17 protein-coding genes are annotated in these 26,126 nt (G+C 40.9%); 7 read left to right on the forward strand and 10 right to left on the reverse strand.

The window, feature by feature from the left end:
• Positions 1 to 91 precede the first annotated feature (91 nt).
• The 3 genes from ACZ5A8_RS08525 to corA all read right to left on the reverse strand — a co-directional run bounded on the left by ACZ5A8_RS08525 (position 92) and on the right by corA (position 3,403).
• The gene (locus ACZ5A8_RS08525) at positions 92 to 1,021 is read right to left on the reverse strand and encodes a mechanosensitive ion channel family protein (RefSeq protein WP_464533343.1); all 930 of its coding nucleotides are present in this window, start codon (positions 1,019 to 1,021) and stop codon (positions 92 to 94) included.
• A complete protein-coding gene (locus tag ACZ5A8_RS08530; protein ID WP_464533344.1) occupies positions 1,018 to 1,761 on the reverse strand; it encodes a DUF432 domain-containing protein in 744 nt (247 codons plus the stop codon). The genes ACZ5A8_RS08525 and ACZ5A8_RS08530 overlap by 4 nt, the downstream gene beginning before the upstream one ends.
• Before the next feature lie 571 nt (positions 1,762 to 2,332).
• The gene (gene corA, locus ACZ5A8_RS08535; RefSeq protein WP_464533345.1) at positions 2,333 to 3,403 is read right to left on the reverse strand and encodes a magnesium/cobalt transporter CorA; all 1,071 of its coding nucleotides are present in this window, start codon (positions 3,401 to 3,403) and stop codon (positions 2,333 to 2,335) included.
• Between the two features lie 297 nt (positions 3,404 to 3,700).
• Here corA and ACZ5A8_RS08540 point away from each other — a divergent pair, with 297 nt between their 5' ends.
• The 3 genes from ACZ5A8_RS08540 (at position 3,701) to ACZ5A8_RS08550 (ending at position 12,224) form a co-directional block, all read left to right on the forward strand.
• Entirely contained in the window at positions 3,701 to 4,621 is a 921-nt protein-coding gene (locus tag ACZ5A8_RS08540; protein ID WP_464533347.1) for a mechanosensitive ion channel family protein, read from the forward strand.
• Between the two features lie 792 nt (positions 4,622 to 5,413).
• A complete protein-coding gene (locus ACZ5A8_RS08545) occupies positions 5,414 to 10,039 on the forward strand; it encodes a fasciclin domain-containing protein (RefSeq protein WP_464533348.1) in 4,626 nt (1,541 codons plus the stop codon).
• Between the two features lie 1,036 nt (positions 10,040 to 11,075).
• The gene (locus ACZ5A8_RS08550; protein WP_464533349.1) at positions 11,076 to 12,224 is read left to right on the forward strand and encodes a mechanosensitive ion channel family protein; all 1,149 of its coding nucleotides are present in this window, start codon (positions 11,076 to 11,078) and stop codon (positions 12,222 to 12,224) included.
• Positions 12,225 to 12,337: 113 nt separating this feature from the next.
• Here the strand turns inward: ACZ5A8_RS08550 and ACZ5A8_RS08555 are convergent, their stop codons facing one another.
• The 3 genes from ACZ5A8_RS08555 to iorA are packed head-to-tail and all read right to left on the reverse strand — an operon-like array spanning position 12,338 to position 16,230.
• Entirely contained in the window at positions 12,338 to 13,645 is a 1,308-nt protein-coding gene (locus ACZ5A8_RS08555) for a phenylacetate--CoA ligase family protein (RefSeq protein ID WP_464533351.1), read from the reverse strand.
• 6 nt (positions 13,646 to 13,651) lie between these two features.
• Positions 13,652 to 14,326, reverse strand: coding sequence for an indolepyruvate oxidoreductase subunit beta (locus ACZ5A8_RS08560; RefSeq protein WP_464533352.1), 675 nt, complete (start codon positions 14,324 to 14,326; stop codon positions 13,652 to 13,654).
• Complete coding sequence (gene iorA / locus ACZ5A8_RS08565) at positions 14,323 to 16,230, reverse strand: indolepyruvate ferredoxin oxidoreductase subunit alpha (protein ID WP_464533353.1); 1,908 nt, start codon at positions 16,228 to 16,230, stop codon at positions 14,323 to 14,325. Before iorA ends, ACZ5A8_RS08560 begins: the two co-directional genes overlap by 4 nt.
• Positions 16,231 to 16,924: 694 nt before the next feature.
• On the opposite strand from iorA, the gene ACZ5A8_RS08570 reads away from it, so the two are divergent.
• The gene (locus ACZ5A8_RS08570; protein ID WP_464533354.1) at positions 16,925 to 17,623 is read left to right on the forward strand and encodes a hypothetical protein; all 699 of its coding nucleotides are present in this window, start codon (positions 16,925 to 16,927) and stop codon (positions 17,621 to 17,623) included.
• A gap of 444 nt (positions 17,624 to 18,067) precedes the next feature.
• On the opposite strand, the gene ACZ5A8_RS08575 is transcribed toward ACZ5A8_RS08570, so the two are convergent.
• Positions 18,068 to 19,696, reverse strand: a complete 1,629-nt coding sequence (locus tag ACZ5A8_RS08575) for an IS1634 family transposase (RefSeq protein ID WP_464529695.1) — start codon at positions 19,694 to 19,696, stop codon at positions 18,068 to 18,070.
• Positions 19,697 to 19,736: 40 nt separating this feature from the next.
• Entirely contained in the window at positions 19,737 to 20,138 is a 402-nt protein-coding gene (locus ACZ5A8_RS08580; RefSeq protein WP_464533356.1) for a DUF3320 domain-containing protein, read from the reverse strand.
• A gap of 600 nt (positions 20,139 to 20,738) precedes the next feature.
• Between ACZ5A8_RS08580 and ACZ5A8_RS08585 the strand changes: the two genes are divergently transcribed.
• Together ACZ5A8_RS08585 and ACZ5A8_RS08590 are read left to right on the forward strand one after the other, a co-directional pair.
• The gene (locus ACZ5A8_RS08585) at positions 20,739 to 21,476 is read left to right on the forward strand and encodes a M48 family metallopeptidase (RefSeq protein ID WP_464533357.1); all 738 of its coding nucleotides are present in this window, start codon (positions 20,739 to 20,741) and stop codon (positions 21,474 to 21,476) included.
• A 260-nt stretch (positions 21,477 to 21,736) separates the two neighbouring features.
• Positions 21,737 to 22,081 carry a hypothetical protein gene (locus tag ACZ5A8_RS08590; protein WP_464533358.1) on the forward strand — a complete coding sequence of 115 codons (345 nt, stop codon included), beginning with the start codon at positions 21,737 to 21,739 and terminating at the stop codon, positions 22,079 to 22,081.
• A gap of 222 nt (positions 22,082 to 22,303) precedes the next feature.
• Here the strand turns inward: ACZ5A8_RS08590 and ACZ5A8_RS08595 are convergent, their stop codons facing one another.
• Positions 22,304 to 22,753 carry a hypothetical protein gene (locus ACZ5A8_RS08595; protein WP_464533360.1) on the reverse strand — a complete coding sequence of 150 codons (450 nt, stop codon included), beginning with the start codon at positions 22,751 to 22,753 and terminating at the stop codon, positions 22,304 to 22,306.
• Between the two features lie 590 nt (positions 22,754 to 23,343).
• Positions 23,344 to 23,508 (reverse strand): hypothetical protein, encoded by a 165-nt coding sequence (locus ACZ5A8_RS08600; RefSeq protein ID WP_464533361.1) that lies wholly within the window; start codon positions 23,506 to 23,508, stop codon positions 23,344 to 23,346.
• Between the two features lie 1,082 nt (positions 23,509 to 24,590).
• On the opposite strand from ACZ5A8_RS08600, the gene ACZ5A8_RS08605 reads away from it, so the two are divergent.
• Complete coding sequence (locus tag ACZ5A8_RS08605) at positions 24,591 to 25,946, forward strand: IS701 family transposase (RefSeq protein WP_464533339.1); 1,356 nt, start codon at positions 24,591 to 24,593, stop codon at positions 25,944 to 25,946.
• Positions 25,947 to 26,126: the final 180 nt, after the last annotated feature.

The raw sequence follows: 26,126 nt of genomic DNA on the forward strand, positions 1-26,126 counted from the left end.
AAAAGCCTACAAAAGCCCTGCTTTTTTCCTCTACTATTCAGCTTTGCCCCTCACCTTTATAACTAAGCTTTTACCACCGGCTTATTCTGGCTCAATTTAATACCCTTTCTTCAAAGTTCAACACATATTCGTTTTCCTCAAACTGTTTTTCTTTCGGTTCTTCAATTGCCTGCGGGTTTTTTTCCGAATCCTTTTTAATATGAAGTACCCGCTGTGGGAAGGGAATTTCTATGCCATTTTCTTCAAGGGTTTTTTTAATATTCCACAGGAGCTTCGTTTTCAACCCGAACCATTCGCTTACAGGCGCCCAGATCCTTACAATAATATTTACCGAGCTTTCTCCAAGTTCAGTAACAAAAACCGAGGGAGACGGGTTCAGAAGAGCGAAGGGCTCCTTATCTATAAGTTCTTTGATCAACCATATTGCAGCACTGGCATCATCACTATAGCGGATTCTGACAGTGTATTCAAACCTTCTTACAGGGTGTCCTACAATGTTTGTTATGTTTGTGGTAAAGACCTGCTGATTGGGCAGGCGGACAAGGAGCCCGTCATAGGTACGGATAAGGGTGGAGATTATGCGGATATCGGTAACATAGCCAGCTGTCCCGTTGATTTCTACCTGGTCCCCTATTTTTATAGGCCTCTCAAACATAAGGAAACAGCCCGCAACCAGATTTCCAACGATGTTCTGGCTCGCAAAACCGAGGACTATACCTGCAACTCCTCCTGCAAGCAGGAGCCCAGAGGGGTCAAGCCCGATTAAAGGAAGTATGGAAATGAAAACGACAATAAGAGAACTATAGTAAAGGAGCTTGAGGATAGGCTCGCCTACATCCTTGCTGACCCTGTCTTTAAGAGACCTTCGCAGGTAAATTGTGAGAACTCTGGAAAGGAGGACAGAAAACGAAAGAATGACTATAAACTTTATCAGGTCCCCCAGGGTAACTGGACCTTTTGAGGTAGGATACAGGACAAACTCAAAAAAATTAATATCAGGCATAATCTCAGGCAGGATCAAAAGCCCCACCCCATATAAAATTTAAGGGGTACAAAACCAAGCTTCCGGAGGCCATAAACGCCAAAAGCCTCTTTCCTGATTTTTCGGTCTTTCACAAGAGAACCTTTCATCTCTCCATTAATGGGCTGCATCTCGAAACCCGTTTCAGCTGTATTCCTATTGAGGATGTCCATACGGGCTTTCATAAAAACGTCCCCGTCATAGTACAGTTTCATCCCATAGGCACTGAAAACGGCTTTTGAGATTGAAGCCCAATCAGAGGAGGCGTTTCTGAGAGTTAGTTCCATAATTCCCTCTTGCAGGGGGTTAAGTGAGGGAGAAACCGAATATAACCTGCTTTTCCAGTGCTTACAGACAACTCCATTCGAAACTTCTCCATAAAGAGTAAACTTCTGCCTCACCAGGGTGAAAACATCTATAAGTTGAAGGCTCTTATTTTCGCTTTCCGAGATAAAGACGCCTATTTCTACCGGAAAAGTCAAAAAAATCTGTTTTTTCTCCCCCCCTGCAAGGAGCAGGGTTTTTTCAAATTCTATCAACAGATTTGGGGTAATTTCTTTCGGAGTATTCAGAGGTTCCACAGGATTAATGATAATTCGCTTTCTATCTCCAAGAATAAGCTTTTCCACTTCATCTCTTCCCAGGGTCCTTCTGTATGTCCATCTGTCTCCAGTCCTCTCTACGGATACGGAGATTCCTTCCTGTTCTACTGAAAATGGGGGGTCATAATAGCCGTACATAATATTCCAGCAATTAACATATTTCAATAATTTCTAATTAATATTACATCCTAACCATTATAAAAAAATTACTTTAAACAAATTTTGCAGGACTGTAGAAAAAAGATAGGTCCTGATTAATTGATAGGTAGATTAATTGATTGACCTGTTCGGAATCCCTGATAGCCTTTCAGTTTTCTTTCCCTGCGCTACGAGGGGTTCAGGCCAGCCATCATCCATATAAAACAATAAATTGAAAGCCAGTGCCGCAATTAAAAAATTCAATATACAGAAAAAAACATCCTCAGGAACTAAAAAGAATACTCTCCTAATCCCACAGATAGCTTTTCAATTCTCAGGAAACAATCCTTCATCGAGCGGGACAAAAATAGTCCGGTAAAGCTAATAAGGTTGTATAGGATCAGAGTTTTAATTAGTCCTCTTGAGCTCAACTCATTGCTAAACCCATCAGGTAGTCCTCTTGAGCGAAGCGAAAAGGACCTCGTGCTGTTGCACTTGCAGTGCAACTCCCAGAAAATCTTCGATTTCCTGTGATCCCGACGCGAAACTCGGGCGAGACGCAATTCGGGGTTTAGACCCATCTTCTCTTCCTAAAGTAAAGGAACATGCTTATTCCTATTAATGCCATACCCAGCATGACCACAGGATAACCCCAGCGCCATCTAAGTTCCGGCATGTATTCAAAATTCATGCCGTATACTCCTGCGACAAAGGTTAAAGGAATGAAAATCGTGGCGATGATTGTCAGAACTTTCATGATGTCATTCATTCTGTTGCTCAAGCTCGAGAGATAGACATCTACCATTGAAGACAGGATATCCCTGAAGGCTTCTATGGAATCAATAACCTGAATGGTATGGTCATAGACGTCTCTCAGGTAGATCTGCGTAGTCTCCTTTATGAGTCCTGATTCTGCTCTTTGAAGACTGTTTATCAGTTCCCTGAGAGGCCACACTGATCTACGAAGAACGATCATTTCTCTCTTGTGTTTCTGAATCATCCTCATAGTTTCAGGTACGGGATTTACTATCAGCTTTTCTTCAAGATCCTCAATCTCTTCCCCAAAGTGTTCAAGGATCAAAAAATAGTTATCAATTACAGCATCAATTAGGCTGTATGCAAGATGATCCACTCCGTTCTTTCGAAGGCGTGAGGCAGGATTTTTTAATCTCTCCCTTAGAGGATCAAAGACATCTCCTTCCCTTTCCTGAAAAGAGAGGATATAATTGGGCCCAAGGATAATGCTTACCTGGTCTATAATTATCTCTTCTCTTTCTTCATCGAGAAGTATCATTTTCAGTACAGTATAAATATAGGAATCGTAATCTTCCATTTTTGGGCGCTGCCCTGTGTTCAGTATATCTTCCAGGGTAAGAGGATGAATGCCAAAGTAGCTCCCCAGTTTTTCTATAATCTCCACACGATCGAGTCCATCTATGTTTATCCATAAGTTCAGGTTGGGCTGATCCCTCAAGGCCTGACATTCTTCCACGGTTTTCAGTTCCTTTTCTATCAGTTCCTCACTGTTATAGATCCAGGCCCGAATCACGATTTTCTCTGCCTTTTTTTCCCCCACGTGGACAAGAGTTCCGGGGGCAAGACCTACCTTTGATTTTTTTCTTCCGAAAGTTCTCGTTTTCACGGCTCTGCCTCACCTTCTAATAAAAAATAAACATTTTAGTTAATTAAAACTTCACTGATTTAAGCCTGTGCACAGCTTTTTGTCCGAATATGACTACTAAGTTTGTAAAACAGTTTTGGATAATTTTCAGCGTCATCTGACTCTCAGTTTAAAAATGAGTTTTTAAGTGTTTGCAGATAAATATATGTATTATCCATTTTATAGAATATTATGTTTAATATAATTATAAGTTTTCCAAAAAAATAGGGGAATTTGGAAAGATCTTCAGTTTTAAAATCGAATATAGGGGTGATTAATATGGTTCAAACGGAAATTACGAATAGTCTATACAATATGCTTGATCAGTTTATAGCATTTATTCCGACACTAGTAGCCATAATTCTTCTTATTATTGTAGGAACAATATTGGGGAAATTCCTTGGAAAGATAGGTGCAAGGATACTGGATAAAATCGGACTTGACGACCTGATTGACAGAACTGTGATAGGGGGAATGATAAGAAGAGCACAGATGAGTACGGTCGGCTTTTTTGATGCAGTCATCCGATGGTTTGTTTATATCATTTTCGCCGTAATCATCCTGGATCTTCTGAATATTGAAGTCCTGAACAATTTCGTCGATACGGTTATCTACTATATCCCGCTCGTTATCTCCGCACTGATAGTGCTCCTTATAGGTATACTGATCGTAGATTTCATCAGCGATCTAATAAGAAAGCTGCTCTTTTCAACCGGAGTGGATGAGAAGTTCGAACAGACAGCCTTCGGAGCTTCGGTAAGAGCAGGGGGATTATCGGCTTCAAGTATAATATCCGGGCTGGTCAGACTCTTTGGTTACCTGATCATCCTTACAGCTGTATCTGATATCCTGAACCTGGACATGGTTACGCAACTCTTGATAGATATTACTCAGTATCTGCCACGTCTTTTCATAGGCATCCTGATCCTTATGATAGGGATCCTCTCTATCGATATAGTGATGGATTACCTGGGCAACACGATGAGGGGCATGAACGTGGAGGGAACAGAAGTCCTTCTTCCTCTCCTGAGGGGCTTCCTGCTGGTTATCGTTATCCTGCTCGCTCTGGATACGATGCTGGTTGACACAGGCATTCTCTATCTCTTCTTCGGACCGCTGGCATGGGGAATTGCTATCGTGGTGGCATTCAAGTACGGAGTCAAAGACGCAATTGTTGCTTACGCCAGAGAAAGGAAGTAATTTCTTCCTTTCATTTTTGTTTTTTAATTGAAAAATATCTTTCCGGTTTTTATCCGTTAAACTGATTATTTATATCTAATTTATTTCGTCTAACTTAGTTCATCTAACTTAGTTCATCTAACTTAGTTCATCTAACTTAGTTTATCTAACTTAGTTCATCTAACTTAGTTTATCTAATCTTAATCTGTCTAACCCGAAATTAAGTAAAATCCAGAGTATTATATGCTGCACTCTTTTTAGTGAATATATATATAAAATATGTGTTGAATCCATATTAAACATACTTTTCTTCAACTCTAGAAGACTATTTTTTAGAGACAAATAAAAAATAATAATTATTATATCCCTGTTTAGATTTTTTCCTGAAATTTAGATTTTTATTAAGAGAAAGGCTGTATTTGGCCTCTGAAAAGAACCAGTAAGGAGACATAGAGCTTCTAATCTCTGGTATGGAAGAGAATGAGGTTTTTCTCCAGAGATAATCAGGTAAAAAACTGAATGCTCAGATCGTGAATTACTGAACTTTCATTATTATAAGATTTAGAAGAATTTTTATAAAAACGCTGTCATTCATTGTAATATAATATTAATAAGAAGATACTAATACTCTTTGTATGATATATAACATTGGAAGTCATACATATTCACACGAAATAAAACTTCAGCCAGACAAAAAAGGGGTTCAGATCTAATAGAATAAAATAGAATTGATTTAGGGTCTGCTGAAGGGAAAAATAGGGGGGAATTTGGATTAGATCAGGATTAACCAGTTTAGCCTATGCTTTAATCATTTTGTTATTATTAAGCGCAGCCACCTGTACCGGTTCGGCACAGGAAGAAGGGACAACGACTATAATAGATCTGATAGGAGACAACGAAAATTTCGCTATTATCTCAGGTGCCTTCAATAATAGTAGCCTCAATACTGTTCTGACAGGGGACGAGCTGCATACGGTGTTTCTTCCGACAGATGACGCTTTCAATAATATGTCGGAAGGCGCTTTAGAGGAGTTAACGGCAGACCCTGCTGCACTTGAGCAGGTGCTCCTTTACCATGTTGCAAACGGCACCCTCATGACAGAAGACCTGGCTAATGTGAGTAACGTCACAACCCTCCAGGGAAGTGAGCTGCCTGTTAATGTAACCGAAGAAGGGGTATCTGTAGGGAATGCAGAAGTCATCCAGGCAAACGTTACAGCAGATAACGGGGTTGTACATGTTATTGACACAGTACTGATCCCGCCGGAAGGCCCATCCGAGGAAAACGACATTGTTGAAACTGCAATCGAGGATGGAAACTTCACGACTCTTCTGCTGGCACTTGGAGCCGCAAACCTTACTGAAGACCTGAAAGGTGAGGGACCATACACGATTTTTGCCCCGACGGACGAAGCCTTTAATGCTCTGCCCAATGGCACTATTGAGGCTCTTCTTAATGATACCGGTGCATTGACCGAAGTTCTTCACTACCACATGGCAGACGGTAGACTGATGGCAGAAGATATTGTCAATATGACAAATATTACTACCCACACGGGCAGCGAGCTTCCGGTCAATGTTACTGAAGAAGGAGTATTCGTAGGTAACGCACGGATCATAGTGCAGGATGTAAATGCCAGCAACGGAGTAATCCACGCAATAGACGCGGTCCTCATTCCGGAAGAAGCGGTAGAAGGTCCAATAGAACTGTATAACGATACAGTAAACCTGACTGAAGGGAACTTTACCTTCACGCCGGAAAATGACACCCAGACCTATACAATAGACAACCTCACAGACTTCGGAGCTCTCAATGCAACCGGACTTCAGTTCAACGTATCTGCAATGCAGGACACGACTGAAGGAAATATGACCGGGAATGAAACCGGAAATATGACCAACAATGTGACCGATGTGTCATTTGTACTTGAGGGTATAGAGAATGTAAATAATAACAATGCAACAGGAGAAATGTGGTTTGTCTACATCAACGGGGAACCGGCTGAAGAAAACTTCGGGATGAATAATGTCAGTATGGGAGATAACCTGAGCTTCTGGTATACGGTCGAGGGTAACGGAGAAGCTGCAATAGAGAATGCAACCTACGTAGCTAACATTACTATTGCCGGAGAAGAGATGGGTCCAGGTCCCGGAGGAAACCTAACAGTACTGTATAACGATACAGTGAACCTGACTGCAGGGAACTTCACTTTCACTCCGGAAAATAGCACGCAGACCTATACGGTAGACAATTTCACCGACATTGGAGCTCTCAATGCAACCGGGCTTCAGTATAATGTGTCCTTACAGGGTGTGAACCTGACCAATATGACCAATATGTCTGTGCTTGAGGACATAGAGAACATCAGGAACAATAACGCAACCGGAGAAAGATGGTTTGTTTATATAAACGGAACACAGGCTGAAGAAGACTTCGGAATGAATCCGGTAAGTAATGGAAGCAACCTGAGCTTCTGGTACACGGTCGAAGAAAATGGGGAAGCTGCAATAGAGAACGCAACCTATGTGGCAAACATTATAGTTGCTATAGAAGAAGGAATGGAACCTGGACCAGGACCTGAGCCTGGGCAGAATCTAACAGAACTATATAATGATACAGTGAATCTGACTGCAGGGAACTTCACCTTCACTCCGGAAAACGATACTCAGTCCTATGAAATAGATAACCTTACAGACTTCGGAGCTCTCAATGCAAGCGGACTTCAGTATAATGTGTCTGTATTGCAGGACGTGACTGACGGAAATATGACTGATAATATGACCGAAAACCAAACTGGAAACGTTACCGGGAATATGACTGGCAGTGACGTGGCGTTTGTGCTTGAGGACATAGAAGGAATTGAGAGCGATACTGAAACCGGAGAGATGTGGTTTGTCTACATCAATGGTGAACCGGCTGAAGAAAATTTCGGGATGAACAATGTAAGCGATGGGGACAACCTGAGCTTCTGGTATACAACTGAAGAAGGTGGAGAGGCTGCAATAGAGAATGCAACCTATGTAGCTAACATTTCGGTTGCCATAGAAGAAGGAATAGAACCTCAGCCTGGACAAAACCTGACTGTATTATATAATGATACATTGAACCTGACCGAAGGAAATTTCACCTTCACACCGGAAAATAGCACGCAGACCTATACGGCAGATAATTTCACAGATATCGGAGCTCTCAATACAACCGGACTTCAGTATAATGTGTCCATAGTGCAGAATGGAAATATGACCGATAATACGACCAATATGACCAATACGTCTGTACTTGAAGGCATAGAGGGCATCAGGAACAATAACGTAACCGGAGAAGGATGGTTTGTTTATATAAACGGAACAGAGGCTGAAGAAGACTTCGGAATGAATCCGGTAAGTAATGGAAGCAACCTCAGCTTCTGGTACGCTATTGAAGAAGGCGGAGAGGCTGCAATAGAGAACGCAACCTATGTGGCAAACATTACGGTTGCTATAGAGGAAGGAGAGGTTCCATCTGAGGAGAACGACATTATTGAAACTGCAACCGAGGATGGAAACTTTACAACTCTTCTGGCAGCAATTGAGGCTGCAAACCTGACTGATACTCTGAAAGGGGAAGGTCCGTTCACGGTCTTTGCCCCGACGGACGAAGCCTTTAATGCTCTACCCAACGGCACAATCGAAGCTCTCCTTAACGACACTGATACATTAACCGATGTTCTCCTCTACCATGTTGCAGGGGAGAGGCTGATGGCAGAAGATGTTGTTAATATGACCAACATTACGACTCTTCAGGGCAGTGAACTGCCGGTCAATGTGACTGAGGAAGGAGTATTCGTAGGGGATGCACAGATTATATTGCAGGATGTAAATGCCAGCAACGGAGTAATCCACGCAATAGACGCGGTCCTCATTCCGGAAGAAGGAACAGAACCTGAATCCGAGCCAGGACAAAATGTGACAGTGCTGTACAACGACTCAGTTAATCTCACTCAGGGAAATACTACATTTATGCCGGAAAACTCTACCCAGAGTTACAGAATAGACAACTTCACCGACTTCGGAACCCTGAATGCAACCGGGCTCGACTTTAACGCGTCAGTACTGCAAAATATGACCGGGAACATGACCGGGAATGAAACCGGAAATATGACCAGTATGACCAATGTGTCACTTGTACTTGAGGGCATTGAGGGCATAAGGAACAATAATACAACCGGAGAGATGTGGTTCGTCTACATCAATGGAGAACCTGCTGAAGAAAACTTCGGAATGAATAACGTAAGTGCAGGAGACAACCTGAGCTTCTGGTATACAACTGAAGAAAACGGGAATGCAGCAATAGAAAATGCTACCTATGTAGCTAATGTAACGGTTGCCGAACTGAGAGCGAGAGCAAACATCATTCCGGCAGCACAAAACCAGACGAATTTGACCGTATTTGTAAACGCAGTGCAGACCGCAAACCTGACACAGACCCTGAACGAAACAGGACCTTATACTGTCTGTATTCCGAGTAACGAAGCCTTTAATAAGCTGCCAGCGGGAACCCGCAATGAGCTCATGAACAACACTACTCTGCTAAGGGAAGTTCTCTCCTACCACGTAATAAGTGGGAGATACACTCGTGAGCAGCTTGTCAGCAGGAATAATGTCACCAACATTCAGGGCAATGTACTTCAGATCAATACGATAGGGAACAATATTACAATACAAAACGTAAATGTCACACAGATAATCATTGTAAACAACGGGGTTATCTGTATAATTGACGAAGTGCTCATCCCTCCAGGCAGCGGGATTCCTTCTGATGGAAACCAGACCGATGGAAATCAGACCGATGGAAATCAGACTAATGGAAATCAGACTGATGGGAACCAAACAGACGGTAATCAGACCGGTAACCAGACTGTTGGCAACGAGACCGGAGACTGGTATTTCTTCTCAATTCCTTTCGAAGCCAACAATACAAGCGTTGATCACCTGCTTTCGGATGTGAACTATACCACCCTGATTTACTACAACGCTTCAACCAAACTCTTCGAAGATGTCTCAAACATTGAGCCTCTGAAGGGATACTGGATCAATGTTCCTAACGGAACAGAATTCAATGCTTCGGAACAGTTCTCTTCGGTTGAGAAGAAACAGCAGATTACTGCTCCACCGAGCCTGCAGGTATATCCGGGTTGGAACGCTCTGGGTTCACCCGTAAACGAGACTGTCTCTGCAGAAGCTGCATTTATAACCCTTAACAACTCGTATAACAACTCGTATGCAAAAATTGTGGGTCCATGGGTGCCGGGTAATAACACTACAGGTTATTACCAGTATGTCGGCTACAATGGCCTTAACGGGACAATAGGCGAGAACCAGCTAGGGGCGGATGAATTCGAAGTCAGACCCTATGAAGGTTACTGGGTCTTTATGAGACAGGAATATCTGTATGCCTGAGGAGGTTTGCCCTGAACAGTAATGTAAAAACTATAGAATATAGAAAAAACAGTCCTCAAAGAGAAAAGAAGGAGATTCCCATAAATGGAAACTTCTTCTTTATTTAAATTTATCTTTTTAATTAATCTTTTTCTTCATTGCTCTCTGCTTAACTGGTTGATATGTTCCGAATTCTAAGAAGAGATATTTTAGTTTTCTTTCCTTGATCGTGATTAGACCTGCCTGTCAGCCAGATAAATCTTTCTTTTATTCCGGAAACCTCTTTTAAGAAATCGCTTTTCAACTCTGGGAAACGTAAGTGTCCCTGACATCCTGTCTGACGGTTTATCGATAGAAACAAAATAAGGATAAGCAAAATAAGAATAAAGCAAAATAAGGATAAACAAAATAAGAATAAAACAAAATAAGGATAAAACAAAATAAGGATAAAACAAAATAAGGATAAAACATAAATGGATAGAAACAGTTTTTCGGTTGCTTTTAGTCATTTGTTTCTTTTTGATCTTATCAATAACGACTTAAGACAGTGAATGATATATTCGGGATCTCAATATAACGGTGAATAATTCCTTTATTTAACCTTATTTTTACTATTTCAGCTGCTTCAATCTTTTGCAGAAATTTATTACTTAGGGCCTGCGGAGGCTACGAATATCATATCCTTCAGGATGGGATGAAGTGAATCCTCGTCTCTTTTTGTTTTCGTTTAAATCTCTAAATCATCTCTTCTTTGTAAAATAAGTTTGTTTTTTGGCATCAGATCCATTGGAAACGTAGGTATTGACACAATCAAGTATTACATCAAGGAGTTACAGAGAAAACGGAAAACAGAAAACAGAGTTTTAATTACACAGATTAAAGAACTCCATACAACGGGGAATTAACGATTTCTAAGTACGAGAATTACCGAGCGGGCGGCCTGAAGCATACCTCCATTCTTTAAGAAGGAGGCAGCACGCAATTTGATTTACACTCTTAAAGTTCATGTATTTTTTAGTCAATATTTATATAAGGCTTCTTGCACAAGGTTGAATGCATGGAAACCCCCGACACTCTTAATACTACCCTGGATTCTATAGAAACTCCCGCTTCTTTTGCAGAAAATATTTCCTATCTTGACAGAATATTAGAGCATGCCTTCGCCTGGTTCTCGAATAACTTCAGCATGCTAGTATTCATTCTTTTAGTAGGCATGGGAACTATCCTTGTAGCAAGGACTATAAACAACGTTACGGAAAGTTACTTTAAAAGAGTAAACAGCAGGCTGCATATGGATATCACGACTTTCCGGATGGTCAGGCACATTGCGGTTGCAGCAGTCTATTTTATAGGTCTGGTTGTTATAATATTCAATATCCCTAGCCTGGCTAGTCTCTCCGTAGCCCTATTATCCGGGGCAGGGCTCGCCGGTATAGTAATTGGTTTTGCAGCCCAGAACACGCTGAGCAACATTATTGCAGGCATTTCCCTTGCTCTGTTTCAGCCTTTCAGGGTCGGAGATAGGCTGACTATTATGAACGAATTCGGAAAGGTTACGGACCTTAACCTCAGGCATACGGTTATTCTAACCTGGGATAACAGGCGCCTTATTATCCCCAATTCGGTAATCAGTAGTGAAGCAATAGTTAACTGGACCATAGAAGACCCTGCAGTTATCTGGCCATTGGATGTTGGAATCAGCTATGATTCCGATATAAGCCTGGCAAAGAAAATCATGATCGAAGAAGCCAGAAAACACCCGAAGGTCATGTCTCCTCAGACCCTGGAATATAGTGTTGTAAGGCCTGGTATATTGAAATCCGATACCTTTGCAAATGGGTTCATGAACCCGTCCGTACTCCATACTGTAGACCCGGATTTCAGGGAAAGAGGACAGGTTAAAGTATATGTGACAGAGCTTGGCGATTTTGCCGTAAATCTCCGCATGCAGGTCTGGTTTAAGGACAGGAGTGATGCATACGGCTCAGGGTGCGAAATTAGAGAAGCAATTAAAAAGCGCTTTGATAGTGAAGGTATCGAAATCCCATATCCTTACAGGACTGTCGTATATAAAACCGATATTCAGAAGGAAAAAGCTCCTGAAAAACCCACCTCATCCGAAGACATTAAAGTCGAATACGCTCCAATAAACAGACTAACTTATATTGACGATAAAACAGGCATTGACGATGAAACAGGTCAATAAAACAGGTCAATAAAACAGGGCAATAAACAGGGCAATAAAAAAGTTAGTGAAACAGGGTACTAAAACGGGTCGATTAAAGGTCAATGAAGGGGAACTTAAATAATGAAAGGATTTTAAAGTTCCCTTTCATCGATTACTCTTTTTGTCTTTTTCATGCTTCTTGGAAGTTCTCCAAGCTTCACGCCCACGATATCAACGCTTACCCCTATAAAGTCCTTGAACGCTTTTCCCAGGGCCTTTTCAGTTTTTTCTTTCTTTAAAGGGTCTTCTGCTCCTTCAAGTTCAACCCTGAAGGTCATGCTTTCTCTGCCGTCTTTACGCGTAAGGAGGATCTGGTACTCACTGCTTACTCCTGGGACCCTGTGAATAATGTCCTCGATCTGACCCGGGTAGATGTTTACTGCTTTGAACTTTATGCGGTCGTCAGACCTGCCGAGGATTCTGTCAATTCTCGGAAAGGGGCAGCCACATTTGCAGAGTCCCGGAATTATGCGCGTCAGGTCTCTTGTCCTGTAGCGGATCAGGGGAGCGCCTTCTTTTGTGAGGGTGGTAATAACAAGCTCTCCAAGAGTGCCTTCTGGAAGTTGCTCGCCAGTTATAGGGTCGATGATCTCAAAAAGCAGGTGGTCGGACCAGTAATGCATCCCTTCGTGGAAGGAACAGTCAAGAGCAATTCCGGGACCATAGACTTCGGTAAGCCCATAGATGTCAAAGGTCTCGATTCCTAGTTCGGTTTCGATCCGGTTTCGCATCTTTTCGCTCCAGCGTTCCGAGCCGATAATTCCTACCCGGAGGTTGATCTGGTCCTTTAGATTGCGCTTTTCGATCTCTTCAGCAAGCAAAAGTGCATATGAAGAGGTGCTTGCAAGAGCCGTAGTCTTGAGGTCGGTAAGCATTTCAAGCTGTTTTTCGGTGTTTCCCGGACCTGTAGGTATTGCCATTGCTCCAAGGCGCTCGGCTCCAAGCTGGAACCCTATTCCTGCAGTCCAGAGCCCGTACCCGGGTGTTATCTGGATTCTGTCCTGGTTGGTAAGGCCTGCCAGCATGTAGCAGCGCATCATGAGCTCTGCCCAGACATCAACATCCTTCCGGGTATAGGGGATAATGACAGGCTTGCCGGTTGTCCCTGAGGAAGAGTGGATCCTGACAACTGCGGAATCAGGCACTGCCTGCAGCCCGAGGGGATAGGCATCCCTCAGTTCCTCTTTGTGTGTGAAAGGAAGGAGTTTCAGGTCTTCCAGGGACCTGATTTTTTCGATATCCACGTTTGCTTCCCTGAACTTCTTCTGGTAAAACGGGCTGCCCTCAACTACACGTTTAAGCAGGCTTTTCAGTTTTGCAAGGGTATCTTCTTCTGAGAGTTTGGGATTGTAGAGCTGGACATCCGGATCTAGCTCAGACTCCAAGAATGCTTCATACATTCAATTTCACCTTCTGTTCTCCGTCTGTTCCCTGTGCGGGTACCCGGAGATTATCTCAATTTTTTCGATCGCACCTTCAAACGCAGCCCTGTTTACAGCTCTGTGTTTTTCAGGAATTTCTGTTTCAAGTACTGCCAGAATAATTTCTCGTGAAAAAGGTAGCATACCTGTACCTGCAGCAGCTCCTAGCATTGCAACATTTGCAGCCCTATGTGTGCCTGCCTCTTCTGCAAGCTGTGTGAAATCAAGGCAAAGCATGCCCGGGATGTGTGCTTCCAGAAAGGATAGCAAAGTTTCAGGGTCATATTCAGGGCTTCCAGGAGGCTTTGATGCGGGGGGTACGGCATGAGAGTTCACTATGATTTTTCCGTCCCTTTTCAGGAAAGGTAGGTTTCTTACGGTTTCTGCAGGTTCAAGCCCTATAAGCAGGTCTGCCTGACCTGCAGGGATAAGGGAGCCCTGGATCTCATCTCCGATCCTTATATGGCTGCTTACCGAACCTTCCCTTTGAGACATGCCTATTGTTTCGGCAGTACTCACCCGATATCCGGTTTTCATTGCAGCAAGCGCAAGCATGCGGGAAGCAAGCACTACACCCTGCCCTCCGACACCTGCAATCAGGATATCATACTTTATTCTCTGAAGTTTTGTTCCTTCAGGTTTTATTCCTTCGCCCTTCATTTCTTCACCCCGCTTTCCCTTATGGCTCCGGAAGGACAGACCTGTGCACAGAGCCCGCAGCCGCTGCAGCTGTCCTGGATAAGAGGCTTATCTTCTCCCGCAGGGAGGAAAATTGCCGGGCACCCAAGCTGTTTTACGCAGAACCCGCAGCCTGTGCAGCTTTCAGTATCAATTTTAAACCGTGTACTGGGCTTTGTAATCCCTACACATTTTCCTTTAAACACGACTGCGGAAGGGCCTTTAAATTCCATAGCTTCTTTTGCGGCCCGAATACAGCTTTCCAGACTATTTCCCAGGCTGTCTATATCTACGGATCTTACAAATTCAACTCCACAGCTCCGGATCACACCGGCAATATCAATGGCTTTTGAAGCACTCCCTAGGGCAGTCACTCCTATCCCCGGATGGGGTTGGTGCCCTGTCATGGCGGTTGTGCGGTTGTCAAGGACTGCAAGGGTAACATCAGCTCCGTTGTAGACAGCATTTACCACAGCAGGGATGCCGGAATGGAAAAAGGTTGAATCCCCGATAAAAGCCACCTGCTTTGTCTCAGGGTTCGTGCGGGAAAGCCCACCTGCAATGCTCATCCCTGCCCCCATGCAGAGGCAGGTATCAACCATATTGAGAGGGTGTGCGTTTCCAAGGGTGTAACAGCCAATATCTCCGGAAAAAATAGTTTCAACCTGAGTGTCCTTTTTAAGCTGTTTTGCAACCTGCTTAAATGCGTAAAAAACGGTCCTGTGCATGCAGCCAGCACAGAGAGTAGGAGCTCGGATCGGCAGGGGTGGAAGTTCACCTCTCAAAACTGCAGGGGAAGCGTGGGAAAGGCTGGCAGTCTCCCTGAGGTCTGCAAGCACTTTGTTGACGCCGTCAATAATAAGATCAACATTGTATTCCCCGCTCACCGGGAAAAAGCCGTTCTTTTTTCCGTAAACATCAACGGGCAGGTGAGCCCTTCCTATAAGCTGGAGAGCCTGTTCTTCGAGGTAGGGGTCAAGTTCTTCGACAACTATCAGTTTTTCAATCCCCTTTAAGAAAGAAAGGGCTACCTTTTCCGGGAAAGGATATACTGTCCCGACCCGGAAGATAGTGAAAAGTTCTTCAAAGACCTTTACAGCCTCTTTTACATAAAGAGCCGAAACCCCTGAAGCTATAATTCCTATTTTTCCAGAGCCTGAAACTGAATTGTACGAAAGCTCTGAAAAGCGCTCGGATAGCTGCACCTGCACATTTTCAAGCCAGGGGTGCCGCTCTGCAGTAAGCCTTGGAAAAATCGTCCAGCGCCTGTCCTTTGTAAAGCCCTCACATGAAGCTTTAACCGGAACTCCAGCTGGAGCAGGTTGTGAGGGTTCTGAGAGGTCTGGTTCTGCAGCTGCAAGTTCGACATCCCCGCAGCTGTGTGAAACCCGTGTGGTAGTCCTGAGGATGACAGGAATTTCGAATTCGTGGGAAAGCTCAAAAGCCAGCTTTGTAAGCTCGTAAGCTTCCTGCGGGTTTGCAGTGTCAAGGACAGGAATATTTGCAAAATGCCCGAAAGCTCTCGTGTCCTGTTCGGTCTGGGAAGAATGAGGCCCCGGGTCATCAGCAACAAGCAGGACAAGAGCCCCTTTTACGCCGATGTAGGTCAGGCTCATCAGGGGGTCGGATGCAACGTTTAACCCTACCTGCTTCATGGTCACAAGAACCTTTGCCCCGGAGTAAGCCGCCCCTACAGCCGTTTCAAGTGCAACCTTTTCGTTGCTCGACCACTCGGTGTAAATCCCGCACCTGTCCGCATACCGGATAATTGTCTCCAGAGCTTCGGTCGAGGGGGTTCCCGGATACCCGGTAACTACCTGGACTCCGGCTTCTATAGCTCCAAGTGCAATGGCTTCATTACCCATTAACAGTTTTTTTTCAGTCAAATAAGCTCATCTCGGATCTTGGGTAATATTTAATGAAATGGATAATTTTGACAAGCCTCAAAGGAATAAAATGAGGTTGAAAACGAACCTGAATTCTCAAATCATCCAGTAAAATTGTTTCGAGAATTCGAAAAGATATTTTTAGGAACTTTTATCGCTGCTTTCGCTGCGGAAGTATAATGTTCATCTATGTACAGTGCTGTGGGAAGAAGTACGTAAAATTCGAATATAAAGTTTTTGTTTTGTGGGGTTGTGTGGTTAGTGATTTAATTTAATGGCTCTTCATTGTTTTGTGTTGATCTCCTTATAAAAATCATTGCGGTCTTGAATTAAAAATCACCCTATTCATAGGAATAACAAAGAACCCAAAAAGAATTCTCTTTCACCCAATCCACAATCTGTTAAATCATACATTCTTCTCCAGAGTTTCCACAGTCTCTATAAAATCTATTTTATCGTCAATTGTCAGCTTATATCCTTCATTTTGGTTACACTCAAAGACTGATTCTTAATATTATTCACTAATTTCAAAAAAGTAAACTAAATCGCAGCTAGATGATTTCTCTCTAAAGATATTCTATTTTCTTATAGCTGTGTTTTAAAAATAAATGAAACAGTTATATCCTAGTTTGCTATAATGAATATATTGGATCTAATTTCTATAGATTTATATGTTAAGGGGGAATGAAGTAGTATGGATGCAGGTTTAGTTATAGAATTGTTGAACTTTTTCAGAGAAATTCTTCAAAACCGAAAGAGTGAGATATATAAACGTGAAATTATTGAAGTTATCTTTGAAGACTTCGAGCCAGAAGTTGAAGCTCTACAGGGAGCTTATGATAAGTTGCTGTTAAGTTCTTATACTTTATTAGGGGCGTATCTTCTTGGATCAAAATTACCACCTACAAATTCTGAATATACAGTTGACAAAATCATAGACCAAATAAACAAATCTGTTTCTGATGTTGAAACCTGCTTGTTACAGGTTACAAAAACTATGAGGAATCATAAAGAAGAGTTCAAACTACTTTTTGAATCAGACCCTAAACTACTTGTACAGTTTGAAGATCTGTTAAATATTATTGACAATAACAAAAAAATTGATATATGTTATTTGGGTAACAAGAGAAGCTTTATGGATAATTTCATTGAAACGAATAAGAGTACAGAATTCATTAATGAACTTAATAACAATATAAGTAATATTTCATACGTAGATCAAATTAACGAAATACAGTGGGTTAAAAATTTTAAAGATCGTAATGTTCTCCAAATTATTAATGACAACGAGTTTTTTGCAGAATTAATCGAACTACTTAATAAGTATTATAATAAGACTAAGAGGGAAGCTAAAAAGCCTATTATCAAGTCTCCTGCAACAAAGTCTATTTAATACACTCAACTGCACTAATTTTTAGACAATTGTGTTCGATAAACATTTTTTACAGTTAATCTTACGAATTGCCCAACTTCTAAATTATTTTATCTTCAGTTCTACGTTCCAACTGAAATCAACTTTTCCCATTTGATATATATTAGTTTTTAATATATTAAAACAAATTCAAACTTTCTGTTCGGATTTGTTGATCTTTAAAAACATATTGATTTAATGATAATATTGTAGCTTGGCTTTTAGGATATCCGTAATGAGGTTTTGTTAATATCTTAAACTTAAATAAGTAAGGATATAAGTAATAATCAACTCATAAATCATTGTGCCAAGAAAAGGAAAAGATCTTGAAGAGACTGTAGAGTTATTACATAAGTTGATTTCAGATCCAAAGTGTAAAATTACGTCTCCTGACTATTTTATCCTACATTCGGCAGGTTAACGTAATTAGAGATAGATATTTTCATATTTCTCTCCCATGAGACCCAATATCTTCCAGTGAAGATCCTCCATATTCAGTATTTCTGAATTTACTTCACCTTCTTTCTGAGAAATAAGTTCTGTAATTCCCTGGAAATTGACAAATATCCATCTCATCGTAGGTCTTTTTGTTGGCTTTCCTTTTTGATCTGGAACCGTTTCATTTTCTTCCTCTAATTTTGTCCTTAATTTCCATTCTGCAATTGAATAAATCATTAAGCAGAGAACCATTGTCATAGCCAGTGCTTCAATTCTGCTTTTATTCTTTAGGTAGACTTTCGATATGCTAAATGTATCACTTTTCAAGAATCGGAATCCTTTTTCTACATTGTCCTGTCCTTTGTAATACTTCAGCATCTCTCCCGGAGAAAGAGTGATATCATTACTCGCAAGAATGAAAAGTCCCATTTTCTCCATTTCATTCAAAACAAAAGCATCATTAACCTTTATGCTTCCATCAATCCTGAAATAAGTCTTTAATTCCTCATCTTTAGAAGGTCTGCCTCTTTTACCTGATTCACGTTTTTTAATGGATTTCAAATCAACTTTTTCAAAAACAATAGAAGGGAATTCTTTAATCCATTTCTCTGCAGCTTTTGATGCATCCTCTTCGCAGAAGAAGTCCTCTCCTTTCAGCTTTTTAAAAGCCTTCTCTGCTTTTTCAACCTCTTTGTCAAGTTTCGTCCTGAGAGTTTTCTCTTTCTTCTCCTTCATCTTGTGAGAAAGCAGCAAAACCCACTTTTGTTTGACTCCGCCATATTCCACAAAGGTTTGATAAAAAGAGTACCTCTCATCACTTTTTAGCGTTTTCAGGTTCAGATTTGCAGTTAGCAGTTCCTTTGCCTCGGAAATTGTTGCAGGAACACGACTGATCCAGAATGATTTTCCGATATTCTGGATATTATTGTCTGTGTAAAAGGAACTATCAGCGACATAGTACACTTTGCTTTCAGGTCTTAAAACTGATTTGAGAGACGTTATTGCATCCAGAATTGTGTTTTTGTCGGAAGCATTTCCTGAATGTGTGTTCATGAAAAGAGGTATTCCATGCTGATTAACAATCAAGCTCAGTACAAATTGTTTGAGGTCCCATCTTCCGTTTTTGGGAATTCCAAAAGTAATATCAATAGACTCAGTTTCTTCGTCTTCATAATCACCATAAACGCTGACACTTGTAGTGTCAGAGTGTAAACAGTGAACAGGAATAGGTAGACGAGCCATAATGTGAAGGGTAATTTCCGTAAACAGTTTTGTAGGGCCATATTTTACGATTTTGTCAAGAGTCTCTCCGATAGCATATTGATTCAGGTCTTCTTTTGTTATACCGTCTCCAAAAAGCCTTTCAGTAGAAATGTTTTTGAAAAAATCAGGAAACAGGTACAGACGTTGCCCTATGAAACCTAGACCATTGAGTACCATGGCAAGGATGCAGACTGAGTGAGGAACATTATGATTCCGTTCTTTGGGAAGTTTCTCATCGATCAGTTTGTCAACTTCAAGTTCTCGGAAAACTCCAGCCATAAGACCTAGGTGACCTAAGAACCGTGTACGTTTTAAGGAGGATTCAACTCTTCTACTACTGTTTTTCTCTGCCATGGGATAACCAAGAAAGAGATATAAAATTAATGATATTAATTTATAGGTTTACCTGCCGAAAGCAGGGTTGAGTACTGGTTACAAGGACAAAATGGACAGCCTCTTTTATCTCCTCATCGCAGATACATTCGATCTTTGCATATGCATCAGCGTCACGCCTGCGCAAGAATATGCAGGTTCTTAGACCGAACAGTAAAATCCTTCTCTTGCCAGGATTTTCCCGAACTTTCGCCGATGCTATGGAATCATCTATTCTCTGTTTGATTTTACCGAGCATGCGGGAGATTCCTGTATGGGACTTTATCCGCTGGAGTATTTCCTCTGAATGAATGGGACCTTCGCATTCCACAATCCTTACAACTGTTCCCTCAAGCTGCTTACCAGAAAGTTCAAAAAGATCTCCCTGGCTTGAGAAATACTTCTCCTGATTCCGAAACCGCATTTCAATCCACAGTTAAATATAAGCGCCCATGTCAGTTTGTTTGGAAACCATTCAAAAGAAAAGAAAAAAGTAAAAAAGGAAGAAATAAAAAGAAATCCGAAAGAATAAAAAGACGTGAAAAAGAGATAGAAAAAGAATATTTTTCATGCAGTATTCATAATCTAATACTGAAATTCCCTGGTTAATCTTAACTAAAAGATGACCCACTGAAGACACGGAAAGAAGCGAAAAAGATGTCCCAGCATTTATTAATTAGTCCTCTTGAGCGAAGCAGAGCTAGCGAAGAGGACTGCGTACTGTTGCGATTACATCGCAACTCCCAGAAAATCTCTGATTTCCTGTGATCCCGAGGCGCAATTCGGGCGAGGTGCAATTCGGGCGAAGTGCAATTCGGACGAGGCGCAATTTGGAAGGGAAAAGCTATAGTTTTATAATTTAGTCTGCTTGAGCGAGAGAAGCGAGTGAAACAGACCTCGTGCTGTTGCACTTGCAGTGCAACTCCCAGGAAATCTCTGATTTCCTGTGATCCCGAAGCGAAACTCGGGTGGCGAAACTCGGGAAGCGAAACTAGGGAAGTGAAACGCGGGTGAGGAACCAGCTATGAGAAAAAACGATAATATCAGGGCTTGCGGCAGGACAATAGAATACGAAATTGTCTACAGCAAAAAGAGGAGAAAAGCAGTGATCTTAGTCCGCCCGGACCTTAAAGTGGAGTTCCGAGCCCCTCATGGTCTTAGCCGTGAAGCTATCAGGGACATGGTACAGAAGAAAGCTGGCTGGGTACGGGAAAAGCTTGACTGGTTTGAGGCAAACAGGCTGCCCAATCAGGAGAAGCGGTATAATGACGGTGAAATGTACCTCTATCTGGGCAGAGAATATCCCATGAAAATAACTCATGTGGACGGAATTAAAAAACTCTCTGCCTCCTTCAGCGGCTCGGAACTTACTGTTCTTATTCCTGGAACGAGATCTGAAGAACTGGAGCCAGCACTCGTAAAGGAGGCGGTCTGGAATTTTTACAGAGACTGTGCCGAGCCAGAGGTTGGCAAGCTCCTAAAAGCTTATTCGGAGAAACTGGGGGTAGCGCCTCCGGATTTTAAGGTAAAGCATCAAAAAAGACGCTGGGGAAGCTGCTCTGCAGATAATATTCTCAGGATAAATTTTCAGCTTGTAATGGCTCCGCCCGAACAGCTTGAATATGTAGTTGTGCATGAACTCTGTCATGTAAAGGAAAAAAACCATTCTGCCAGTTTCTGGAAACTGGTAGGGGAACTTATGCCCGGCTATGAGGTACACAGGAAGCGCCTGAAAAAAGATGGCTGGAGGTATGTACTTTAAAACTGTATTTGAAACTCAGGCAAACTAAATTTATAAAAAATCAGTTTACTCTTTTTTTAAATGATAGTCCGCCAATTGCACTATAGAACTGTTGAACCGGAATTAGAGATAACTTATACAGGAATTATTTTTTCGATCATACAGGCAATTTTGAGTTCTGCAGAAGATCATCCTAACATTAGCTTTTAATTCTAGTAAGGTATATTATTTTTAAAGAAGTGAAAAACCTGAATTAACAATAAAATATTTTGGAATGGGGGATGTTCCTGGAAAATAAATCAAGTTACTCATACAGTAGTAATTCTGGAAATAATTCTGGAAATAATTCTGGAAATAATTCTGGAAATGCTACTTCAAATGGTTACAATCCATATACAGGAAAATATATCAATGATATTTTCTCTAAATTTCTGAATCAGGGGATTGAAGAGCTATCGCTCTATCTTCTGAATATATTATTTATGATGTCGGGACTTTTACTGTTTATTTATGGGCTTTTTATAGGGCAACTTTACCAGTTTGTTATGGGTTTTGTTTTTCTGATTCTCGGTTTTATATTAGACAATGTAAAAGATCATATACGTTTGGAAAAAGAAAAGTTATAGAGAAAGATCACCAGTGATATTGAATAGAAAAGTGCTCAAGCAAATTGGAATAAAGAGTAAGTCCTTGCCATCACTCTGGCTTTTTTCGTTTTTGATTCAAAGGTTCGTACAGAGGTATGAGCTGGCAGGCTCTAATGAATGAGCTGGTACGGTCCGGTAAAATTGAGCTGGCAGGTTCTGATAAAAGCGATTATCTTTCTGCTGTGAACCAACTCTTAGTAATCAGCCGGCATGAGTGCTACGGCTAATTGTTTCTTCACTTTCATTAATGTCCTCATAACCGCACAGTGTACATTTATAATATCTTCTGGTTGTCCTCTTATTTCCAATCTCTTTTATATCGGGCTTCTTAAACTCTACAACTGTGCTTAGACCGCTGCATTTACTACACTCAATACCTTTCAGATAAACTGCGGGCAGCATTTCTCCTTTATCTGCAAAAATATTCTCAGATCCTTCCCTTGTATCCACATTCCCGCAGTATCTGCACTTCCAGTGCCTTGTTACTGTTAAGGTATAGCCACTGAAGTTACTTGTTTCCTTCATAACTGGCTCGCCTACTTCTTCACAGGCAAGCTTATTCCCACACTTTTCGCAAAAAGTATCCTTATGATATTCGAGTACATTTTGTATGCATAGAGAAATAATGAGTGGAACCAGGGATGCTACCATACCCACGATATATAACCAGTCTGCGGTTTCACTATTCTGGAAATTAATTGTTGTGACGAAAGCTCCTGTTATACAGAGAAGTAAGAAAATTTTGCTTATTATTCCGAGAATTTTTTCATTAAAAGTATTTATTAAAATGACAGAAACGTTCTCAAAACTGTGTTTTTTAAATCCAACTGTGCCAGTAAATATATAAATATCAGGGGGTTGTCCGCAACTAGTTTTTTTACTGTATTTCTTTTCTAACAGATAGGTTTCGAGATTGCCGAACTCAGATTGATTGTACAATTCAAAAGCGCCTTCTTTTCTTCATTAGTCTTTCTATCCTCTTTTAATTATTACTGTATGTTAACCAGTTCGACAATACTTCTTCAATTGTTAAAAGAATTGCGATTTTAATCGGTGACGAACTTCTGTTTAAGATGTTTGATTTAGCGCCCTTGATAGCGTATTTAAAAATAAAACAAATCCTTCGCCCATGAGGATATTATGCTGGATTATGCGGGGTTTACTATTCCGGAAAGATCCGAACTCCACCCGGTAAAAAGCTTCACTGACACTTTTAAAAAACGTGATTAAATCTACTTATTTTATATATCATGAGGTAGACTAGAATTCTGGGCATCTGGAAAGGTCATTAAAGACTTGTTTTTAACTCTTTTTAATAACCCCCCATACCCCCCCAACTCCCCAATATCCGGATGCCCAATTCCCATATTACCTATATTTTGACAACTCTTTTTCCTTGTTGACAATTCGTTTTCCCCGAGTTTCGCTGCCCGAGTTTCGCCGCCCGAGTTTCGCTTCGGGATCACAGGAAATCAGAGATTTCCTGGGAGTTGCACTGCAAGTGCAACAGCACGAGGTCTGTTTCACTCGCTTCGCTCGCTCAAGCAGACTCGTATAAAGGATAATTGCAGCTTTTTTTATAGCTGCATTTTCATAAAAACGATACGTAGGCTGGGAGGGTAGTTTTGCAGACTTACGGCTTTGTCCGGCTATCTTAGACTACCACCCTCACTCCTACGGCTCTCCGGCAATTTAACATGTTACAGCTCTGTGTTCACAGAGTCTGGCGATTTTCCACGAGCTTACGGTCTGTAGAGAGCAGAGGGATATTTGGTTCCCAGCCTATAAAATAGAAAAAGGATTGAAAAAAGGTAGCTGTGGCTATGGATTTTTATCGGTCTATGCGAAAAGGGAAGGAAGAGTTTTGGGCTTTAGGGGGGACAAAACAACCTTATTAGGCATATTCACGGAAATTTACCGCGCTATCAGCGCGGCTTTTTCATAATAATTAATCTTAATGAAAAAATGAAATATAAAAAATCATTTATAACATGTCTAATTTATAAAATCACAGCTTTTACTTCCCGAATTGCGCTTCGGGAGCACAGGAAATCGGAGATTTTCTGGGAGTTGCATTGCAAGTGCAACAGCACGAGGTCCTTTTCTCTTCGCTCAAGAGGACTAAATTAAAGATATTACTGCGCAAAACACTCTTTTTCATCTTTATTTTTACTTCCCGAATTGCGTCTCAGGAGTACGCATCCTTTTCGCTCCGCTTTGCTTCGCTCAAGAGGACCAATTTTTACAAAATTATAGCTTTTATTTTCGGCTCTTCGCTGTTTTGTGTGGGTTGAAGATTATTGCTTAGTTAGAAAGTAGCCAGGCTAAAAAGAGAAACATCAAGCTTGAATGTGATTTTCAACAACAAATATTTCTAAATTTTAGATCTGCTACTTCAACATTTAGGAAACGAATGTAACTTGACTTTGTCACATTTTCTTTTCATGTCTACCGTGAAGTATAATTTTTCTCCTATAAATTTGGTTTAGTGAAACAAATAACAGATGACTTCATCAAGTCAAATAATATTTCTGTAGAAAAATACCTTTCTGAAAAGCATCTTGACTTCTATTTTCAAACTAAAACTCGTTGTATGGTTTTAACCTGTATTGATTACCTTAATGGTTTGCTTCTCCTCCCCTATAGGAAAAATATGAGAAAAATGGCAATTTACTGTTGTAAATGCTCTAACAACCAATCACTAAGCCATTTCCTCTCAACTTCTCCTTGGCGTTCTGCAGATCTCCTCAAATCTGTTCGAACAAAAGCCATTCAAACTATAGGTAAAAATGGTGTTCTTATACTTGACGAATCAAGCATAAAAAAATCTGGAAATAGTTCTGTCGGAGTTTCTCATCAGTATTGCGGCAACCTTGGAAAAAAAGATAATTGCCAGGTTGGCGTATTCCTTGCTTATTTTAAGAATAAGAGGAGAATGTTGATTGATGAGAGATTATATCTCCCACAAAAATGGATTGATGACAATGCTCGTTGTTTAAAGGCTAAAATTCCTCGTGAGGAAATAAAGTTCCGAACCAAGTATGAACTTGGTCTTGAAATGATTGATAATGCAATAGAAGAAGGTATTCCTTTCTCCTATGTCACAATGGATGGATTCTATGGTGAAAATCCTGAGCTATTGACAGAACTTGAAAGTAGAGGTTTAACTTTTGTTGCAGACATAGCCATCGATACTCTTGTTTATGTAGAGAAACCAGTAGCTGAGGTACCTGGGAAAAAGGGAATAAGAGGAAGAAAACCCACTATCCTTAAGGTTTTGAATACATTATCAGCAAGAGTTGATTCTCTTTCCAGTTCAATTAAAGGATGGAAACTTATCAAAGTTAGAAAAACGGAAAGAGGATATAAAAAAGTCAATTTTAAGGCTATAAAGGTCTGGAGACGCCAGAATAACTTGCCTTGTGAGAAGCCATTATGGCTTCTCATAAGTAAGGATGTAGAATCAAATGAAATTAAATATTCCCTATGCAACGCTTCTGAGGATACTCCATTAGATGAACTTGCAAGAATGCAGAGTTCAAGGTATTGGATTGAAAGAGCATTTCAGGATGCAAAGGGAAACTGCGGAATGGCAGAATATATGGTGAGAAATTGGAATGCATGGCACCATCATATGGCATTAGTAATGCTTGCAATGCTTATTTTACTCTCTTATCAGAAAAAATTCAACAAAATGTATAAGATTTCAATTTCTGGGGTCATATGGATACTGAAATACCATAATCCATTGAAAAGAATCGATGCCTGGGAAATTGCAAGAATATTAAATCAAGATAATGAACTGAGAAGGAAGGCAAGGGTTAGCAGGTTAAAAAGTTCATAATTTTTAGGATGAAAGAATTTGAATTCTTGTTCTGGTTACTGGTAAGTATGCAATTTTGGTAGGGAAAATTTAGGACAGTGGAAACAATGGAACTATTGATCAAGAAGAAAATAGAAAAAACAAAAATAGGAAGGTAAAAGATTCTAGACGGAATAAATTTGAGTAGAAATAGGTTTCGAT

The sequence above is a fragment of the Methanosarcina subterranea genome (genome assembly GCF_055385895.1).

Coding starts and splice junctions, on each gene's coding strand:
- ACZ5A8_RS08530 (WP_464533344.1), bottom strand. CDS start 1,761: ATGTACGGCTATTATGACCCCCCATTTTCAGTAGAACAGGAAGGAATC.
- ACZ5A8_RS08540 (WP_464533347.1), top strand. CDS start 3,701: ATGGTTCAAACGGAAATTACGAATAGTCTATACAATATGCTTGATCAG.
- ACZ5A8_RS08550 (WP_464533349.1), top strand. CDS start 11,076: ATGGAAACCCCCGACACTCTTAATACTACCCTGGATTCTATAGAAACT.
- ACZ5A8_RS08555 (WP_464533351.1), bottom strand. CDS start 13,645: ATGTATGAAGCATTCTTGGAGTCTGAGCTAGATCCGGATGTCCAGCTC.
- ACZ5A8_RS08560 (WP_464533352.1), bottom strand. CDS start 14,326: ATGAAGGGCGAAGGAATAAAACCTGAAGGAACAAAACTTCAGAGAATA.
- ACZ5A8_RS08570 (WP_464533354.1), top strand. CDS start 16,925: ATGGATGCAGGTTTAGTTATAGAATTGTTGAACTTTTTCAGAGAAATT.
- ACZ5A8_RS08575 (WP_464529695.1), bottom strand. CDS start 19,696: ATGGCAGAGAAAAACAGTAGTAGAAGAGTTGAATCCTCCTTAAAACGT.
- ACZ5A8_RS08580 (WP_464533356.1), bottom strand. CDS start 20,138: ATGCGGTTTCGGAATCAGGAGAAGTATTTCTCAAGCCAGGGAGATCTT.
- ACZ5A8_RS08585 (WP_464533357.1), top strand. CDS start 20,739: ATGAGAAAAAACGATAATATCAGGGCTTGCGGCAGGACAATAGAATAC.
- ACZ5A8_RS08590 (WP_464533358.1), top strand. CDS start 21,737: ATGTTCCTGGAAAATAAATCAAGTTACTCATACAGTAGTAATTCTGGA.
- ACZ5A8_RS08595 (WP_464533360.1), bottom strand. CDS start 22,753: ATGGTAGCATCCCTGGTTCCACTCATTATTTCTCTATGCATACAAAAT.